16 protein-coding genes and 1 riboswitch are annotated in these 17,082 nt (G+C 61.6%); of the genes, 8 read left to right on the top strand and 8 right to left on the bottom strand.

Annotated elements, in window-relative coordinates; all coding sequences use genetic code 11:
• Window positions 1-53: 53 nt before the first annotated feature.
• The 4 genes from ACWPWQ_RS14940 to treR all read right to left on the bottom strand — a co-directional run bounded on the left by ACWPWQ_RS14940 (window position 54) and on the right by treR (window position 4,987).
• Complete coding sequence (locus tag ACWPWQ_RS14940; RefSeq protein ID WP_454010140.1) at window positions 54-674, bottom strand: sugar O-acetyltransferase; 621 nt, start codon at window positions 672-674, stop codon at window positions 54-56.
• Window positions 674-2,338 (bottom strand): alpha,alpha-phosphotrehalase, encoded by a 1,665-nt coding sequence (gene treC, locus ACWPWQ_RS14935; RefSeq protein ID WP_454010139.1) that lies wholly within the window; start codon window positions 2,336-2,338, stop codon window positions 674-676. Before treC ends, ACWPWQ_RS14940 begins: the two co-directional genes overlap by 1 nt.
• An 83-nt stretch (window positions 2,339-2,421) precedes the next feature.
• Complete coding sequence (treB, locus tag ACWPWQ_RS14930) at window positions 2,422-3,852, bottom strand: PTS trehalose transporter subunit IIBC (protein WP_139433887.1); 1,431 nt, start codon at window positions 3,850-3,852, stop codon at window positions 2,422-2,424.
• Window positions 3,853-4,039: 187 nt separating this feature from the next.
• Window positions 4,040-4,987, bottom strand: a complete 948-nt coding sequence (gene treR / locus ACWPWQ_RS14925) for a trehalose operon repressor TreR (protein ID WP_454010138.1) — start codon at window positions 4,985-4,987, stop codon at window positions 4,040-4,042.
• Window positions 4,988-5,122: 135 nt separating this feature from the next.
• Between treR and ACWPWQ_RS14920 the strand changes: the two genes are divergently transcribed.
• The 3 genes from ACWPWQ_RS14920 (at window position 5,123) to ansB (ending at window position 7,692) form a co-directional block, all read left to right on the top strand.
• The gene (locus ACWPWQ_RS14920; protein ID WP_454010137.1) at window positions 5,123-6,073 is read left to right on the top strand and encodes an AEC family transporter; all 951 of its coding nucleotides are present in this window, start codon (window positions 5,123-5,125) and stop codon (window positions 6,071-6,073) included.
• 236 nt (window positions 6,074-6,309) lie between these two features.
• Window positions 6,310-6,504 (top strand): heavy-metal-associated domain-containing protein, encoded by a 195-nt coding sequence (locus ACWPWQ_RS14915; RefSeq protein ID WP_454010136.1) that lies wholly within the window; start codon window positions 6,310-6,312, stop codon window positions 6,502-6,504.
• Window positions 6,505-6,633: 129 nt separating this feature from the next.
• Window positions 6,634-7,692, top strand: coding sequence for an L-asparaginase 2 (gene ansB / locus ACWPWQ_RS14910; RefSeq protein WP_454010135.1), 1,059 nt, complete (start codon window positions 6,634-6,636; stop codon window positions 7,690-7,692).
• 94 nt (window positions 7,693-7,786) lie between these two features.
• On the opposite strand, the gene ACWPWQ_RS14905 is transcribed toward ansB, so the two are convergent.
• Complete coding sequence (locus ACWPWQ_RS14905) at window positions 7,787-8,773, bottom strand: sodium:calcium antiporter (RefSeq protein WP_454010134.1); 987 nt, start codon at window positions 8,771-8,773, stop codon at window positions 7,787-7,789.
• Between the two features lie 88 nt (window positions 8,774-8,861).
• Window positions 8,862-8,969: riboswitch (yybP-ykoY riboswitch) on the bottom strand.
• 203 nt (window positions 8,970-9,172) lie between these two features.
• Here ACWPWQ_RS14905 and ACWPWQ_RS14900 point away from each other — a divergent pair.
• Window positions 9,173-9,760 (top strand): superinfection exclusion B family protein, encoded by a 588-nt coding sequence (locus tag ACWPWQ_RS14900; protein WP_025328396.1) that lies wholly within the window; start codon window positions 9,173-9,175, stop codon window positions 9,758-9,760.
• A gap of 63 nt (window positions 9,761-9,823) precedes the next feature.
• Here the strand turns inward: ACWPWQ_RS14900 and ACWPWQ_RS14895 are convergent, their stop codons facing one another.
• The 3 genes from ACWPWQ_RS14895 to ACWPWQ_RS14885 form a co-directional block, all read right to left on the bottom strand.
• Window positions 9,824-10,282 (bottom strand): methylglyoxal synthase, encoded by a 459-nt coding sequence (locus ACWPWQ_RS14895; protein WP_162519091.1) that lies wholly within the window; start codon window positions 10,280-10,282, stop codon window positions 9,824-9,826.
• A gap of 315 nt (window positions 10,283-10,597) precedes the next feature.
• Window positions 10,598-11,077: a bacterioferritin gene (gene bfr, locus ACWPWQ_RS14890; protein WP_139433902.1), complete on the bottom strand. Its 480-nt coding sequence runs from the start codon at window positions 11,075-11,077 to the stop codon at window positions 10,598-10,600.
• Between the two features lie 142 nt (window positions 11,078-11,219).
• Window positions 11,220-11,426 (bottom strand): bacterioferritin-associated ferredoxin, encoded by a 207-nt coding sequence (locus ACWPWQ_RS14885; RefSeq protein ID WP_139433903.1) that lies wholly within the window; start codon window positions 11,424-11,426, stop codon window positions 11,220-11,222.
• 139 nt (window positions 11,427-11,565) lie between these two features.
• Here ACWPWQ_RS14885 and ACWPWQ_RS14880 point away from each other — a divergent pair, with 139 nt between their 5' ends.
• The 4 genes from ACWPWQ_RS14880 (at window position 11,566) to ctaD (ending at window position 17,075) form a co-directional block, all read left to right on the top strand.
• Window positions 11,566-11,880, top strand: coding sequence for an HlyU family transcriptional regulator (locus ACWPWQ_RS14880; protein ID WP_202047302.1), 315 nt, complete (start codon window positions 11,566-11,568; stop codon window positions 11,878-11,880).
• Window positions 11,877-13,949 carry a tRNA(Met) cytidine acetyltransferase TmcA gene (locus tag ACWPWQ_RS14875; protein WP_454010133.1) on the top strand — a complete coding sequence of 691 codons (2,073 nt, stop codon included), beginning with the start codon at window positions 11,877-11,879 and terminating at the stop codon, window positions 13,947-13,949. The genes ACWPWQ_RS14880 and ACWPWQ_RS14875 overlap by 4 nt, the downstream gene beginning before the upstream one ends.
• A 369-nt stretch (window positions 13,950-14,318) precedes the next feature.
• Window positions 14,319-15,479, top strand: a complete 1,161-nt coding sequence (coxB, locus tag ACWPWQ_RS14870) for a cytochrome c oxidase subunit II (RefSeq protein WP_454010132.1) — start codon at window positions 14,319-14,321, stop codon at window positions 15,477-15,479.
• Between the two features lie 9 nt (window positions 15,480-15,488).
• Entirely contained in the window at window positions 15,489-17,075 is a 1,587-nt protein-coding gene (gene ctaD, locus ACWPWQ_RS14865) for a cytochrome c oxidase subunit I (protein WP_139433907.1), read from the top strand.
• The last annotated feature ends 7 nt before the right edge of the window (window positions 17,076-17,082 follow it).

Genomic DNA, 17,082 nt, shown 5'->3' with positions numbered 1-17,082 from the left:
CGAAGGGGGCGTCAGGAAAATTAAAAGGGGCAGGTACTACCTGCCCCTCTGTGTCAGCCGGGCTCCCCGGCCGCCAGCTCCTCTGTCGTCATGGGGCGCAACACCCGGCAGGGGTTGCCGACCGCCACCACGCCTGCCGGAATATCCCTGGTGACCACGGACCCCGCCCCGATGACGCTGTTGTCCCCTATGGTGACGCCTGGGCAGATGACGACGCTGCCCCCAATCCAGACGTTGTGGCCGATGCGCACCGGCTTGCCGAACTCGACCCCGGCCACCCGAGGTGCCACCGCCACCGGGTGGGCTGCGGTGTAGATCTGCACCCCGGGCGCCAGCAGCACGTTGTCGCCGATGTGTACCTCGCACACGTCGAGGATGGTGCAGCCCATGTTGGCGTAGAAGTTCTCGCCGACGAAGATGTTGGCGCCATAGTCGCAGAAGAAGGGGGGCGTGATGGCGCACTGGGCACCGCGCCCGCCGAGCAGCTCATGGAGCAGGGCATCCCGCTCCGGCTTCTCCTGCCAGCGGGTGTTGAAGCCGTGATAGAGCCTGCGGCAGCGCTCGCGGGCCGCTTTCAGCTCGGGGTGGCCCGCATCATAGGGTTCCCCCGCCACCATCTTCTGCCATTCGGGGCAACGCTCGGCTGCCCGCTGCACTGTGATTGTCTCGGCCATCATTGCTCCATCAACCAGATCAGGGATTCATAAGGACGCAGCTCGCAGGATTGCGGGCGGGCCGGGCTGCCTTGGTAGTTGCCAAGCAGCAGGCGGCCTTCGCCGGTTTGCAGCTCGGCAGGCAAGGCAAACTCCACCGGCTCGCCGTAGAAGTTGCTCACCACCAGCAGGGTCTGGCCGTTGGCGCGGCGGGCATAGGCCCAGATCCGGGCGTGCCCCGCCAGCAGCTCCTGATAATCCCCCTGGGTGAAGATGGGATATGCCTTGCGAAGGGCGATGAGATCCCGGTAGTGCCAGAACACCGAGTGCTGGTCGGCCAGCGCCGCCTCTGCGTTGATCTCGGGGTAGTTGGCGGCAGGCTTGAGCCAGGGCGAACCCTGGGTGAAGCCCGCGTTGGGGGCGGCGCTCCACTGCATCGGGGTTCGGGAGTTGTCCCGGGACTTGGCCCCCAGAATGGCGAGGATCTCGGCCTCGCTCATCCCCTCCGCCTGCTTGATGGCGAAGATGTTGCGGCTCTCCACATCCTGATAGTCGTCGATGCGCTGATAGCCGGGGTTGGTCATGCCGATCTCCTCCCCCTGATAGATGTAGGGGGTCCCTTGCAGGCCGTGCAAGGTGCTGGCCAGCATCTTGGCGGCGACCACCCGATGTTCGCCCTCGTCGCCGAAGCGGGAGACGATGCGCGGCTGATCGTGGTTGCACCAGAACAGCGCCGACCACCCCTTGCCATGCATGCCGCTCTGCCAGTGGTTGAAGATGCGCTTGAGCTCGAGGAAATCGAACGGCGCCTTGGTCCATTTGTCGCCGTTGGGGTAATCCACCTTGAGGTGGTGGAAGTTGAACACCATGGAGAGCTCGGAGCCATCGAGGGCGCCGTAGCGCTGACAGTGCTCCAGCGAGGTGGAGGACATCTCCCCCACCGTCATGGCCCCCACCGGGGCGAAGACGTCTCGGCTTATGTCCTGCAGGAATTCGTGGATGCGCGGCCCGTCGGTGTAGAAGCGGCGGCCATCACCTATCTCGTCGTTCGGGAACGCCTGATCCTTGGAGATGAGGTTGATGACGTCGAGACGAAAACCGTCGACCCCCTTCTTCGCCCAGAAGTGGATGATCTTTTTCACCTCGGCGCGAACCAAAGGGTTTTCCCAGTTGAGATCCGCCTGCTCGCGGGCAAAGAGGTGCAGGTAGTACTGGCCGGTGGCAGGGTCCAGCTCCCAGGCGCTGCCGCCAAACTTGGATTGCCAGTTGTTGGGCGCACCGCCTTCTACCGGGTCTTTCCAGATGTAGTAGTCGCGATAAGGGCTCTGCTTGTCACCCAGCGCCGACTTGAACCAGGCATGCTCGGTGGAGGTGTGGTTGACGACGATGTCCATCACGATGCGGATGTCGCGTGCGTGGGCGGCAGCCAGCAGCGCCTCGAAGTCGGCCATGGTGCCGTAGGCCGGATCGACGGCCAGGTAGTCGGCGATGTCGTAGCCGTTGTCCACCTGGGGGGAGACGTAGACAGGGGTCAGCCAGAGGGCATCGACGCCGAGAGTCTTGAGATAATCGAGGCGGGCCATGATCCCCTTGAGATCACCGGTGCCACGGGCGCCGGAGTCCTGAAAGCTCTTGGGGTAGATCTGGTAAATCACGGCGCTTTGCCACCAGGGTGTCTGAGTCATGGTTGGTTCGCTCATTGGTTGAAACTGGTTGGAACAGGGCAACGAAAAAGGGCGGAGCCTGGGCTCCGCCGATGTTGTGTGGATCAGGCCGTGGCCAGATCCAGCTTGCCGGCTGCCTGCTGGCGCTTGTAGACCAGCAGGGTCAGCACCACTGGCACCACTATGGCCACCAGCATGGCGACGGCGTAGATGCCCCAGTATTGCGGCTGGATGGAGAGGATGCCCGGCAGGCCACCCACGCCGATGCCGTTGGCCATCACGCCGCTGAAGCCGCAGATGAGGGCCGCGAGGCTGGAGCCCACCATGGCGCACAGCATGGGGAACTTGTACTTGAGGTTGATGCCGTACATGGCCGGCTCGGTCACCCCGAGGTAGGCGGAGATGGCGGCCGGGACCGAGATCTCCCGCTCGTTCTCCTTGCGGCTGATAAGGATGATACCGACGACCGCCGAGGCCTGGGCGATGTTGGAGAGGGCGATCAGCGGCCAGATGGGGGTGCCCCCCATGCTCTGCATCAGCTGCAGATCCACCGCGTTGGTGGTGTGGTGGATGCCGGTGATGACCAGGGGCGCATAGAGGAAGCCGAACAGGGCGGCGCCTATGGGAGCAAACGACCCCGTCATGGCGGCCTTGGCGGCGAAGCCGACGCCCTCGCCAATCCAGCGACCGAAGGGGCCGATGAAGGCGTGGGCCACTATCACCGCCAGCAGCAGGGAGATGAAGGGCACTATCACCAGGTAGAGATAGGCCGGAATGATGCGCTTGAGGCTGGTTTCCACCCAGGCGAGGAAGACACCCGCCAGCAGGGCCGGAATGACCTGGGCCTGATAGCCCACCTTCTGGATGACGAAGAGGCCGAAGTCCCACACTTCCGGGGTCTGCTGGCCGATGCCGTAGGCGTTCATCAGTTGCGGCGAGACCAGGGTGATGCCCAGCACAATGCCGAGGATCTCGGATCCCCCCATCTTCTTCACCGCAGACCAGCAGACACCCACCGGCAGGAAGTGGAAGATGGCCTCACCCAGCAGCCAGAGGAAGGCGTGGACCTGGGCCCAGAACTGGCTGATCTCGGTGAGGGTATGGGTCCCGTCGTCGAACATCTTGATGTCGCCGATGACGTTGCGAAAGCCCAGGATCAGGCCGCCGGTGATGATGGCGGGCAGCAGGGGCACGAAGATCTCCGCCAGGTGGGAGATGCCGCGCTCCAGCGGATTCATGTTGTGGCGGGCCGCCTGTTTGGCGGCATCCTTGCTGGCGCCGCTCACCCCGATCTCCTCGGTGAGCGCCTTGTACCACTGATCCACCTCGTTGCCGATCACCACCTGGAACTGGCCGCCCTGGGTGAAGCTCCCCTTCACCGAGGGGATGGTCTCGATGGCCTTGGGATCGGCCTTGGCCGGATCGGCCAGCACGAACCTGAGCCGGGTCAGGCAGTGGCTGACGGTGGTGATGTTGTCCTTGCCGCCGATCCGTTCGATCAGCTGTGCCAGATGCTGTGTGTTGACTTTTGACATGAGCCTTCCCTCTGTGACTCCATGAATAATGGTCGTTTCTTTGCCGGCTGGCCAATGACCGCCCGCTTATTGGTATCGTTCCCAATCAGCATGAAGCCAGTGGCAGACATCAGCAATGGGAACGTTCCCAATTCGTGGCGGTGGTCACAAAAAGTGCAAAACGCCGGTAATGAGAGGAAAAGATAGACTACAGGGGCTGACAGGGGGCTATGGTGGCTCTGGGGGCCTGCCCCTCTTCAATCTGATCGAGCAGCTGTCTGGCGGCCAGAATGCCCGCATCCTTGTAGCCGAAATCCAGGCTGAGGGTGTTGGCAAACAGGAAGGTGAGCATGGGATTGCTGCCAAGGCCGCTCACCAGGATGTCGGTGCGCCCCTGTTCCTGCAGGTACTTGGCGGCGCCTATGGCCAGGGTGTCGCTGGCGCAGACCATGGCCTGGGTGCTGGGGGTGACCAGCTCGGCCGCCAGTCGGTAGCCGCTTTGCAGGCCGAGATCCCCGAGGGCGCTGCGGGGAGTGAGTCCCTGCTCCCGGCAGTAGTCGAGGTAGGCCTGATGGCGGCGCAGCCCCGTGGTGAGGTCGCTGCGTTCGACCCCGAGATAGGCGACCTCTGTCAGGCCGCGCTCCCCGAGGTGTGCGAGCACGGCTCGTACCGCGCCGTCATCGTCGAAGCAGACCGACGAGAAGCCGGGACGCTCGCGGGCCATCAGCACCAGTTTCTCCCTGAGCGGCGCCATGGCGGCGTAGTCCAGATCGTTGAAGGCAAACAGTATGATGCCGTCCACCCCGCGCCGCTCCAGCACGGCCAGGTGCTCGCTCACCTTGGCGGGGGAGAACTTGCTCTCCATCAGCACGGCGTCGTAGCCACGCTGGTAGAGGGTCTCCAGCATGCCGCGCACCGCCTGGTTCTCCGAGCTGGAGTCGAGGCGCGACACCACTATGCCGACCACCTGCTGGCTCTGATTGCGCATGGCCCGCGCCGACTTGCTCGGCACGAAGCCGTGCTCGGCGATCACCGCCTCGACCCTGGCCCTGGTCTGGGCGTTGACCCTGGGATCCTGATTGAGCACCCGGGAGACGGTCGACTTACCGACCCCGCTGAGGCGAGCGATATCGAGGATGGTCAGTTTCTTTTCCATGTGGGATCCGTGACAGGGGAGGGCGGCAACCGGGATGCAGACATTGTTGTGATTAAGTCCTGTGAATACAAGCCCATGGCGTTAGAATGCCCTTTTGCCCAGGCGGAGCCTCCGCCATTGCACAGGACGCGCATCATGGATCTGCTGGCAAGTCTGCACTTCTCCCTCTCCATCACTGGCCCCATCTGTCTGGTGCTGGTACTCGGCATCTGGCTCAAGCGGCTGGGTCTCTTGCCCGACAGCTTCGTCGAGTCCGCCTCCCGTCTGGTGTTTCAGGTCACCCTGCCAGCCCTCTTGTTTCTCAGCATGGTGCGCACCGATTTTTCCACCATGCCGAGCCCCTGGCTCATCCTCTACGGCCTGCTCGGCACCCTGGCCGGTTTTCTGGTGCTGGAGCTGCTGGCGGCCCGCTTCATCAGCGAGCAGAAACTGCGGGGCATCTTCGTGCAGGGCAGCTTTCGCGGCAACATGGGGATCATGGGGCTGGCCTATGTGCAGAACGCCTATGGCCCCGAGGGCATAGGTGCCGCCGCCCTGCTGGTGGGCTCCATCACAGTGCTCTACAACATCCTCGCCGTGATCACCCTGACCCGCAGCCTGGGGGGCGGAAAAGGGATCAAGCCCATCCTCAAGGGGATCGTCAGAAACCCCCTCATCATCGCCATACTGGCGGCCCTGCCGTTCGGACTGCTCGGCATAGAACTTCCCCAGCTGGTGATCGCCACCGGCAACTACTTCGCCAGCATGACACTGCCGCTGGCGCTGCTCTGTACCGGCGCCAGCCTCAACCTCAAGGCCCTGCGCGGCGGCGCCATGCTGACCGGCTGGGCCACCGCCAACCGCCTGTTCTGCATTCCCGTGCTGCTGGTGCTGGGGGCCTGGGCGCTCGGCTTCACTCCCCAGGCCCTCGGCATCCTCTTCCTCATCAGCTCCACCCCCACCGCCGCCGCCAGCTATGTGATGACCCGCGCCATGGGGGGGGACAGCGCCCTGGCGGCGAACATCATCGCCACCACTACCCTGGGTTCGCTCGTCACCACCAGCCTGGGGGCGGCGCTGATGAACTATTTGGGACTGATGGGGTAAGGCGTTATCGGGATGTGATGGTCCCAGTCATGGGGTGCAAATTGGCGGTTAATATCATCCCTCCTCGCCACGTCCCCGGCTCGCTGGTCACCAGCCGTCTGACTGGGGGCTGCCCTGATGAACTACCTGGAATAGATGGGGTGAGGTGTTAGCCAAGACGGGCCGCGTTACCAGGGCTTGACCTTGCCGCGAGCGTCAGCTTTAGGCTGACGGCACATCAACAGAGGAGATATCCCATGACCATAGAACTCACCATTTCCGGCATGTCCTGCGGTGGCTGTGCCGCCAGCCTGCAGAAGGCGCTGCTGGCCCAAAGTGCCGTCAGCCAGGCTCGGGTCGATTTTGGCAGCCGCAAGGCCGTCATCGAGAGCGAGCTGAGCAGGGACGAGTTGATCGCGCTGATCGAAGCCAGGGGATTCAGTGCGGAGTGATTTATCCCTATATGGGTAAAAATCAGACCAATATTCTGTTTACTTGTTTTTATTGTTGAGAGTGATCACTTAAAAACGAGCTGAGTTGGATGAAAATGCTGCTGTCAACTAACCCAAAAGGATTGCAGCATGACTCACCCTATCCGCAAGACCCTGCTCGCCGTCGTCCTCGGCATGACCCTCTCCCCCCTGGCCATGGCCCTGCCGCAGGTTCATATCCTGGCGACCGGTGGCACCATAGCCGGTGCGGGACAGTCCGCCACCCAGTCCAACTATGAAGCGGGCAAGGTGGCTATCGAGACCCTGATCGCCGCCGTGCCCGAGATGAAGAACCTGGCCGACGTGCAGGGGGAGCAGGTGGTCAAGATCGGCTCCCAGGACATGAACGACGAGGTGTGGCTCAAGCTGGCCAAGCGGGTCAACGAGCTGCTGGCCAAGGATGACGTGGACGGCATCGTCATCACCCACGGCACCGACACCATGGAAGAGACCGCCTACTTCCTCAACCTGACCGTCAAGAGCGACAAGCCCGTGGTGCTGGTCGGCGCCATGCGCCCCTCCACCGCCATGAGTGCCGATGGCCCGCTCAACCTCTACAACGCCGTGGTTACCGCCTCCGACCCCAGCTCCAAGGGCCGTGGCGTCATGGTCGCCATGAACGATACCGTGCTGGATGCCCGCGACGTCACCAAGACCAATACCACAGGGGTGCAGACCTTTGCCGCCCCGAACTTCGGCCCGCTGGGTTACATTCACAACGGCAAGATCGACTACCAGCGCAGCCCGGCCCGCCTGCACACCAGCAAGACGCCGTTCGACGTGAGCAAGCTCGACAAGCTGCCGCAAGTGGGCATCGTCTACAACTATGCCAACGCCACCGAGCTGCCGGCCAAGGCCATGGTGGATGCCAAGTTTGACGGTATCGTCAGCGCTGGCGTGGGCAACGGCAACCTCTACCACACACTGTTCGACACCCTGGCCAAGGCGAGCAAGGATGGCATCCGCGTGGTGCGATCCGCTCGCGTGCCGACCGGCGCCACCACCCTGGATGCCGAGATCGATGACGCCAAGTACGGCTTCGTGGCCGCCGGCACCCTGAACCCGCAGAAGGCGCGCATCCTGCTGATGCTCTCCCTGACCCAGAGCAAGGATCCGGCCCAGATCCAGCGCTGGTTCCAGCAGTTCTGATCCCGGGGCTCAACCCGCTAACCTAAATCCATGAAAAAGGGCAGGATCCGATCCTGCCCTTGCTGATGGCGCCATGTTCAGATGCCAGGTGCCTTCAGCTCACCATCAGCCAGCCGCAGAAACCCAGATATACCAGCCCCACGCAGGCCAGCCTGCCCGCCGTCATCCGCCCACGGCTGAAGCCCCACCACAGCAGTACCACCGCCAGCAGAGTCACCAGGGAGGAGACCATCATGGTGCTGTCGAGCAACCAGGGGGTGAACAGCAGGCAGAATGCCTTGGGTATGGTGCCCTGGATCATCATGGCACCGGAGATGTTGGCCAGCGCCAGCCGGTTCTTGCCCTGCCGCACCCAGATCAGCACGTTCATCAGCTCCGGCATCTCGGTCGCCACCGGGCTCAGCAGCAGGGCCGCCAGCACGGGAGAGAGGCCGAACAGCTCACCCATGCTCTCCAGCTGATGAACGAACAGCTGCGCCGCCAGCGCCACCACCACCAGGGCTCCCAGGGTCTGCAGCAGCACCTTGCGAAGGGCCGGGGTGCCGGCCTTGGGATCCAGCTTGAGGGGGGAGGGTAACTCGGTCTCGTGGCTGTCGGTCTGTTTCAGCTCGCGTCGCACATAGACCAGATAAACCAGCACGAACAACGGTGCCAGCCAGGTTTTGCCGGTGAAGGCCACCATGCCGAGGGCCACCGCCACCAGGAAGATGCCGACAAACCAGGCCTGATCCCGACCTATCTCGCGCTGCACCTCGTCATTGATGACCCTGTGCTCGCGGCTCATACACAGCAGCAGGGTCAGGCCGACGGCGGCATAGCCTATGGTGGAGAGCACCAGGGGGCCACCGAGGGCGGCGCCTATCCCTATCTGTTGCTGGGCGGGGGCATTCCCCATCAGCAGCGCGCTCAGGGTGACTATGCATTCGGGCAAGGCAGTGCCGAGGGCCGCCAGCAGGGAGCCGGTGGCACTCTGGGAGAACTTGAAGTGATGGCCGGTCCATTCGATACCGTTGACGAAATATTCGCAGGCCAGGTAGATGGTGACGGCAGAGAGCAGAAATAACAGCAGGGTGATCAACATAATAGGCAACCGCCAGGCGAGCAGAACAACCGATGGACCCGATACGGCTCGCCCGGCTGGCTTGCGTATCGAGGCCAAAGGTCTTGCAGAGCGATAGATGCTATCGCCGCCCATGCCATGGATCGGCAGATCCAAGAATGTTGACATGAGCCCGGCCCGGATCACGGGCGGGTTGCTACTCCCCAATGACAGTGCGGGGTTTTTACCAAGAGACGGGTCACCCCACAAGGAAAATGGCGGCTCATCCCCCCGGCAAGTTGTAAGGGGATGTAACCTGGCCAGCGACCATTCCCATCAGTCTGCTCGCCAGGATCCGCATCCCGCCCACAGGATCCTCGCCTTGGCACAGGGATTGCTATGAGTTGACTACTGTCCACATTGACTTGGGAAGGGTGAACGATGAAACGGTGGATCCAACATTTTTATCAGCTGAATCGCCTCAACTGGCTGATGGTCTGGCTGCTGCTCTGCTGCAGCATCATATTGCTGTTCCCGGCCGGGCTGATGAAAGGCGCCGTCAGTCAGTGGGCCACGGCTCACGCCGCCTGGCTGGGGGTTGGCATGCTGATCGCCATCTCCTACTTCTGCAGCCAGGGTTTCCTGATCGCCTGGGAGTGGGCCTGTGACGAGTGGCAATCCCGTCGTCAACAGGATCAACTGGCCCAGATGATAGGTTTCCTCGACTTCAACGAGAAGGCGGTGCTGCGGGAGTTCGTGCTGCAACGGAAAAGCGTCATAAACCTGCCGATCACCGAGCCTGCCGTCAAAAACCTGATGGATGCTGGGGTGCTGACCTATGCCTATGGCAAGCCGGTGCGAGAGAAAGAGGACGAAAACCAGATCCGCGCCCTGATGATTGCGCTGCCGGCACGGCCGCTGCTGACCTACAAGGTGCTGGGGCTGTCACGCGGCAAGATGAGCGACGAGCAGGTGGAGCAGATCATGAATGCCAGACCCAAGTTTGCCCAGAAGAGCTTCCAGCGCTGAGCCGCCACCATCCTTCTAACGAAAGAGCCGGACACTGTCCGGCTCTTTGCTATCTGGCTGAGGCTACTCGGTTCTTGCCTTGAGATAACCGGCGTAGTCGGGTACCTGTACGCTGAATGCCTGCTGCATGTGCGGGCTGTCCATGATGAAGTCCGCCGTCGCTTCGTTGGTGGCGACCGGGATGTTCCAGACCGCCGCGAGGCGCAGCAGTGCCTTGACATCCGGATCGTGCGCCGCGGGATTGAGGGGATCCCAGAAGAAGATCATCACGTCGATCTTCCCTTCGGCGATCAGGGCGCCGAGCTGCTGATCGCCCCCCATGGGGCCGGAGAAGAGGCAGGTGATGGGCAGCTGCGCCTTCTTGCCGAGCAGGGTGCCTGTGGTGCCGGTCGCATAGAGGTGGTGGAGCTTGAGCTCCTCCTTGCGGCGCAGCACCCAGTTCAGCAATGGGGTCTTCATGTTGTCGTGAGCCACCAGGGCTACCCGCTTGTGGGGCGCCATCTCACGTGCAATCAGTTCCATGGAAATCATCCGTAGCAAAGTGATGGGAATAGGGCCGTATCCTAATCGAAAGCGGCGTGTGCTGCTCTGCCCTGCATCGTAACTGTGATCACTGCAATGGTTCAATCCGGCTTGGGGCAGAGCCTCGTGTGCCGAGCCCGGCGGTGCGCCCCGTGCCGTAAAAGGGGGTGGCTGACTTGGGGAAACCACCCGGTTGGCTCCTGCCTGGCAGACAGTAATGCCCGTATGTTTCAGATTCATGCCTGGGCTTGACGCTGGCGGCCCAGAAAAAACCCGCCTTGGCGGGTTGGGGGCAGATCTTGATGACATCCGCACTCAGGATGATGCGGTATGAAGCTGGGATTGCTGATAATTTTCCAGGCCGATGCGAGCGATGAGGTCCAGCTGGGTTTCCAGCCAGTCGACGTGCTCCTCCTCGTCTTCCAGGATCTCCTGGAACAGGTCACGGCTGACGTAATCATGGACGGACTCGGCATAGGTGATGGCCACTTTCAGGTCGGGGATGGCATCCATTTCCAGTGACAGATCGCAGCGCAACATCTCTTCGACTGTCTCACCGATGCGCAGCTTGCCCAGATCCTGCAAGTTGGGCAGTCCTTCCAGAAACAGCACTCGCTTGACCAGCTCGTCGGCATGCTTCATCTCATCGATGGACTCATGATATTCCTTGTGCCCGAGCCCCTTGAGGCCCCAGTCATCGTAGATGCGGGCGTGCAGGAAATATTGGTTGATGGCAACCAGCTCATTGGCCAGCACCTTGTTGAGGTGGGCAATGATTTTGGGATCTCCTTTCATCGACATTACTCCTCGTGTTCGAGCCTAGGGCACCGATCACTAGAGCGTAGTCGAGAAAAATGACCATAAGAAGATGGCGAATCGGCTCCCCTGCAAGGGAGAGCATCCGCTCGATGAAGTGAGGAGGTCGGGAAGAGGCGCTTCAGGCCACTTCGTAATAAAGGGGCGCCTGCTCCGACTCCAGCTTGTCGATCTCGGTGGCGATGATCTCCATCGCCATGCGCACGCACTTGCCACATTGGGCACCGACTTCCAGCGACTGTTTCAGCTGTCTGAACTCGGTTTTGCCTGCCTGTACCGCCTTGCGGATCTGGTTATCTGTGATGCCGCGGCACAAACACACGTACATATTAATGGACCTCATGCTGGAATGAGATGAAATCTAAATGAGAATGGTTCGTAATGCAAAGAACGAATGGTAATAAGATCCCCTGCTTGCCAGTGATTCCCCCCTTGAGGAGAATGCAACCATCAGAGAGGAGACCAAGATGCTCAAGAAACTATTCAGTGCCCTGTTCAAGGGGCAAGCTGCCCAGATAGTCGATGTCACGCCCACCGAATACGCCGGCTATCTCATCTATCCCGAACCCATGGCGGAAGGGGGGCAGTACAGGCTGGCCGGTCGCATCACCAGGGAGATCGACGGGCAATTACAGACTCATCGCTTCATCCGCTCCGATCTGTTCGCCAACCCAGCCGACGCCGAGCGCTTCATGGTGCAAAAAGCCCATACCTTCATCGATCAGATGGGGGAGCGCATGTTTGAGCCGCGGGTGAAGCCGGACGACAGTTCAGCCTCATGATCCCTGCTGAGGTGGATCTGTTGCGCCAGGCTCTCGCTCACGCCGGTGAGCGTCGCCTGATCTGGCTGGAAGGGCTCGAAGCCGATTGCATCACCCGCGCCGAACCCTTGCTGGGGGAGGCTGTCTTCTGGCTGGGAGATGGCCCCGAGCACCATAAGCCACTGCCCGCTGCCAAGGCGCTACAACGGCTCGGTCAGGAGTGCGATACCCTGGTGTTCAACGCCTTCAGCGGTTTTCATCCCGATGCCTTCGGCGCCCTGGCGGGTACGCTGCGTGCCGGTGGTCTGCTGCTGTTGCTGACGCCTCCCAGAGATGAGTGGCCAGCCTACCCGGATCCGGACAGGTTGCGACTGGTCGCCCAGCCTGAGGATGCCAGGCTGGCGGGTCATGGTTTTATCGCCCGCCTGGTGCGGCTGTTGACAGGGGATCCCGCCCTCTCCTTGAGTCCTCCCCCCGGCGGCGAGCCCTGGCGTCCTCTTGACGCAAGTCGGCCACTCAGTACCGATCAAGCCCGTGCGCTGCCGGCCATTTACAAGGTGTTGCATGGTCATCGCCGTCGTCCGCTGGTGCTGAGCGCGGATCGTGGCCGCGGCAAGAGTGCGCTGCTGGGGCTGGCCAGCGCCGATCTGCTGCGTCAGGATCCCGGCCTGCAGATAGTGGTGACGGCACCCGCCCAGGCGACTGTCGCCACGCTCTTTGCCCATGCCTCGGCGGCGCTGGCAGACACCCCTGAGCGGCTGGCGGGCCTGACCTATGTGTCGCCAGACCGAGTCGCTCAAGGGGATGTGCAAGCGGATCTGCTGCTGGTGGATGAGGCCGCCGCCATTCCGACTCCGCTGCTGGAGGCCATCCTGGCTCATCACAGCCGCATAGTGTTCGCCACCACCGAGCACGGCTATGAGGGGACGGGGCGTGGCTTTCATCTGCGTTTCAAACGGGTGCTCGATAGGCAGACCCCGGATTGGCAGGAGCTGCATCTGGCGGAACCCATCCGCTGGAGCCGGCATGATCCGCTGGAGCCGCTGATCTTCCGGCTGCTCGGCCTCAATGCCGACACAGTGGCACCTCAACCCCCGAAGACACCGAGCTGGCGACGGCTGGCGCAGGAGGCGCTGGCCGGGGATGAGGCGCTGCTCAATCGGGTGTTCGGCCTGCTCGTCCTGGCCCATTATCAGACCAGTCCCAGCGATCTGCGGTATTTGCTGGAGAGCCCGGACCTCGACATCCACCTGCTGGAGCAGGAGAGGGAGCTGCTCGGTGTTGCCCTGGTGGCCCGGGAAGGAAACATAGCGCCAGCGCTGGCTCATGACATCTGGGCTGGGCGAAGACGCCCCCGTGGTCATCTGCTGCCCCAGTCGCTGCTGGCACACGCCGGCTTCATCAGGGCTGGGGAGCGCACCTATGCCAGGGTGATGCGCATCGCCATTCATCCCGCCCTGCATCGCCTGGGGCTGGGTTCTTTGCTGCTGGCGCAGCTGGAAACACACTACCGCGCGCAGGGATACGACTATCTGGGGTCAGCCTTTTCCGCGAGTCCCGATCTGCTGCCATTCTGGCTCAAGGGGGGCTTGACGGTATTGCGCATCGGCCTGCAGCGGGATGCAGCCAGCGGCAGCCATGCGGCCTTGTTGCTCAAACCGCTGAAAGTGGAGCTCAATCCAGAACTGGCTCAATGGCGACGGCGCTTCGTGAGCCAGTTGCCCACCCTGCTGGCAGGAGAGCTCAAGGGGCTGGAGCCCGAACTGGTCTGGCTATGTCTGAGAGGCGACGTGGCCGCAGAGGCGCCCGAACTGGATGAATTCGAGTATCAGGAGCTCGACTGCTTTGCCCATCATCACAAGCCGTTCGAGCTGTGCCAAGCCAGCCTGCAACGCTGGCTGGCCAGTCAGTTGACTGTGCTGGATGAACTGTTTCCCGACGAGCGTCGGCTGCTGATCGCCCCCATCTGGCAGTATGTGCCCTGGGCCGAGCTGGCAAAGACGTTGGGGGTTGCCGGCAAGCCTGCAGTGATCAAGCGGCTGCGCAGCCTGCTGGCCCGGCTGTTGGACAAACAGGCGCCCATGACCTGACGACGGACGACATGGCCGCGGCGGTGCGAGATGACACCTGCGCTCGCCATATAAGAACAAGGGGCCAGTGTGGCCCCTTCTCTTTTGTCGCGCGGCCCACGCTGCTCGCTACCGGATATGTCCTGTGATTGCACCGTTCAGGGCTATGTCATGGGGCAATGGTTGCCACCGCCCCCCTCCTCGTTTACCCCGGATAGGATGCCAACTGCTCTGATGAGTCCCTCGTCGGCCGGCACCACTTTGGTTTTTTCAGAATATGGACTAATACTTGAGTGTGACTGAACGTTTAATAAATGCATTATTTTCAGATGGTTAGCATTTTAGCTGTCAATGTTTGCCATCTTTTCTAACGTGCACAGGGAGTGCAATGTGGGAAAAAATGCAATCAACCATGGCGCATGGATGGTGTGGCTCGCCAGCAACAGTGTTTCCGCCAACGACATCACATTCAACATGACACGCGGGGCGACCGCCATCAGCCAGCAGGTGCATGACCTGCATATGACGATCTTCTATATCTGCTGTGCCATTGGCCTTATCGTCTTCGGGGCCATGCTCTGGTCCATCGTCCACCACAGAAAGTCTCGCGGCGCCAAGGCCGCCCAATTCCACGAGAGCACCCGCATCGAGCTGCTATGGACGGCCATCCCGGTGCTGATCCTGATCGCGATGGCGGCACCGGCGACCTCGACTCTGCTGAAGATGGAGGATACCTCCAAAGCCGATCTCACCGTGCTCATCACGGGCTCGCAATGGAAATGGCATTACAAATATCTCGAGCATCCGGTGGAGTTTTACTCCTTGCTGGCGACCAGCAAGAAGCAGATCTCGGGCGACGAACCCAAGAGCGGCACCTATTTGCTGGAAGTGGATCAGCCTCTGGTGTTGCCCGTCGGCAAGAAGATCCGATTCCTGATGACCTCGGACGATGTAATTCATTCCTGGTGGGTGCCCGCCTTCGCGGTGAAGAAAGATGCCAATCCCGGTTACATCAACGAATCTTGGACCCGCATCGACAAGGCTGGCACCTACCGGGGGCAGTGTGCCGAGCTGTGCGGCAAAGACCACGGCTTCATGCCCATAGTGGTGGTGGCCAAGCCAGCCGGGGAGTTCGATGGCTGGATCGCAAAGACAGCGGCAGATCAGGCGGCAGCCAAGGCCCAGCAGCAAGACCTGGCCAGCCAGACCATGACACTGCCGCAGGCCATGGAGCTGGGTGAGAAGGTGTTCCTGGGACATTGCGCCGCCTGCCATCAGCCCGCGGGTACGGGTTTGCCCGGCATCTTCCCGGCCCTCAAGGGCAGCAAGGTGGCGACGCTGCCAGAACACAGGGCACAGCACCTGGACATAGTCCTGCATGGCAAGAGCGGGACTGCGATGCAGCCCTTCGGCAAGCAGCTGACGGCGCAGGAGCTCGCCGCCGTCGTGACATACGAGCGCAATGCCTGGGACAACAAGACCGGTGATGTCATTCAGGCTGCAGAGGTGCAGTCCCTTCTGAACCCAGTCGAACCAAACAAGGACAAGTGAGGCGCCAGCATGAGTGATGGAATCACGGATACCCTGCACAGCGAGCACGCCCACCAACCTGCATCGGGCCTGAAACGCTGGCTATACACCACGAATCACAAAGATATCGGCACTCTCTATCTGCTGTTCGCCCTGACCATGTTCTTCACCGGTGGCGCCATGGCCATGGTCATTCGGGCCGAGCTGTTCCAGCCCGGTCTGCAACTGGTCGAGCCTCTGTTCTTCAACCAGATGACCACGGTACATGGCCTCATCATGGTCTTTGGCGCCGTGATGCCAGCCTTCACCGGTCTCGCCAACTGGCTGATCCCCATCATGATCGGGGCCCCGGACATGGCGCTGCCCCGGATGAACAACTGGAGCTTCTGGATCCTGCCGTTTGCGTTTCTGATCCTGCTGTCGAGCCTGTTCATGGAGGGCGGCGGCCCCAGCTCGGGCTGGACCTTCTATGCCCCCCTGTCCACCAAATACAGCGGCAACAGCACGGCGCTGTTCGTCTTCGCCATCCACATTATGGGTATCTCCTCCATCATGGGGGCCATCAACGTCATCGTCACCATCTTCAACCTGCGGGCGCCGGGCATGGGCTGGATGAAGATGCCGCTGTTTGTCTGGACCTGGCTTATCACGGCCTTCCTGCTCATCGCCGTCATGCCGGTCCTGGCGGCGGCGGTGACCATGGTGCTGACGGACAAGTATTTCGGGACCAGCTTCTTCGATGCGGCCGGGGGCGGGGATCCTGTGCTGTTCCAGCACATCTTCTGGTTCTTTGGCCACCCGGAGGTGTACATCATGATACTGCCGGCCTTTGGCATCGTCTCCAGCATCATTCCCACCTTCTCTCGCAAGAAACTGTTTGGCTATCGCTCCATGGTCTATGCCACCAGCAGCATCGCCTTGCTCTCCTTCATGGTCTGGGCTCACCACATGTTTACCACTGGGTTGCCGGTGGTCGCCGAGCTGTTCTTCATGTACGCCACCATGCTGATCGCAGTGCCGACCGGGGTAAAGGTATTCAACTGGGTTGCCACCATGTGGCGGGGCTCCCTGACGTTCGAGACCCCCATGCTGTTCGCCATCGCCTTCATCACCCTGTTCACCATAGGTGGCTTCTCGGGGCTGATGCTGGCCATGATCCCGGCCGATTTCCAATATCACGATACCTATTTTGTCGTGGCCCATTTCCATTATGTGCTGGTCACCGGCGCCGTCTTCTCGATCCTGGCCGCAGCCTATTACTGGCTGCCCAAATGGACGGGTCACATGTATGACGAGCGACTCGGGCAGTGGCATTTCTGGTGCTCGCTCATTTCGGTCAATGTGCTCTTCTTCCCCATGCATTTCGTCGGTCTGGCGGGCATGCCCCGTCGCATTCCTGATTACGCGCTGCAGTTTGCCGACTTCAACATGCTGATCAGTCTCGGCGGCTTCGCCTTCGGGTTGTCGCAGTTGCTGTTCGTCTGGGGGGTGATCAAGTGCATCAGGGGGGGACAGCAGGCGAGCAATCAGGTATGGGAAGGGGCGGAGGGGCTGGAGTGGACGCTCTCATCCCCCCCTCCCTACCACAGCTTCAAGACCCCGCCAGAGGTGCGGTAAGGAGGTC

The organism is Aeromonas sp. Marseille-Q7275, from assembly GCF_965119515.1.
This window is presented reverse-complemented; position numbering and strand designations above follow the sequence as displayed.

Coding starts and splice junctions, on each gene's coding strand:
- ACWPWQ_RS14940 (WP_454010140.1), bottom strand. CDS start 674: ATGGCCGAGACAATCACAGTGCAGCGGGCAGCCGAGCGTTGCCCCGAA.
- treC (WP_454010139.1), bottom strand. CDS start 2,338: ATGACTCAGACACCCTGGTGGCAAAGCGCCGTGATTTACCAGATCTAC.
- treB (WP_139433887.1), bottom strand. CDS start 3,852: ATGTCAAAAGTCAACACACAGCATCTGGCACAGCTGATCGAACGGATC.
- treR (WP_454010138.1), bottom strand. CDS start 4,987: ATGGAAAAGAAACTGACCATCCTCGATATCGCTCGCCTCAGCGGGGTC.
- ACWPWQ_RS14920 (WP_454010137.1), top strand. CDS start 5,123: ATGGATCTGCTGGCAAGTCTGCACTTCTCCCTCTCCATCACTGGCCCC.
- ACWPWQ_RS14915 (WP_454010136.1), top strand. CDS start 6,310: ATGACCATAGAACTCACCATTTCCGGCATGTCCTGCGGTGGCTGTGCC.
- ansB (WP_454010135.1), top strand. CDS start 6,634: ATGACTCACCCTATCCGCAAGACCCTGCTCGCCGTCGTCCTCGGCATG.
- ACWPWQ_RS14905 (WP_454010134.1), bottom strand. CDS start 8,773: ATGTTGATCACCCTGCTGTTATTTCTGCTCTCTGCCGTCACCATCTAC.
- ACWPWQ_RS14900 (WP_025328396.1), top strand. CDS start 9,173: ATGAAACGGTGGATCCAACATTTTTATCAGCTGAATCGCCTCAACTGG.
- ACWPWQ_RS14895 (WP_162519091.1), bottom strand. CDS start 10,282: ATGGAACTGATTGCACGTGAGATGGCGCCCCACAAGCGGGTAGCCCTG.
- bfr (WP_139433902.1), bottom strand. CDS start 11,077: ATGAAAGGAGATCCCAAAATCATTGCCCACCTCAACAAGGTGCTGGCC.
- ACWPWQ_RS14885 (WP_139433903.1), bottom strand. CDS start 11,426: ATGTACGTGTGTTTGTGCCGCGGCATCACAGATAACCAGATCCGCAAG.
- ACWPWQ_RS14880 (WP_202047302.1), top strand. CDS start 11,566: ATGCTCAAGAAACTATTCAGTGCCCTGTTCAAGGGGCAAGCTGCCCAG.
- ACWPWQ_RS14875 (WP_454010133.1), top strand. CDS start 11,877: ATGATCCCTGCTGAGGTGGATCTGTTGCGCCAGGCTCTCGCTCACGCC.
- ctaD (WP_139433907.1), top strand. CDS start 15,489: ATGAGTGATGGAATCACGGATACCCTGCACAGCGAGCACGCCCACCAA.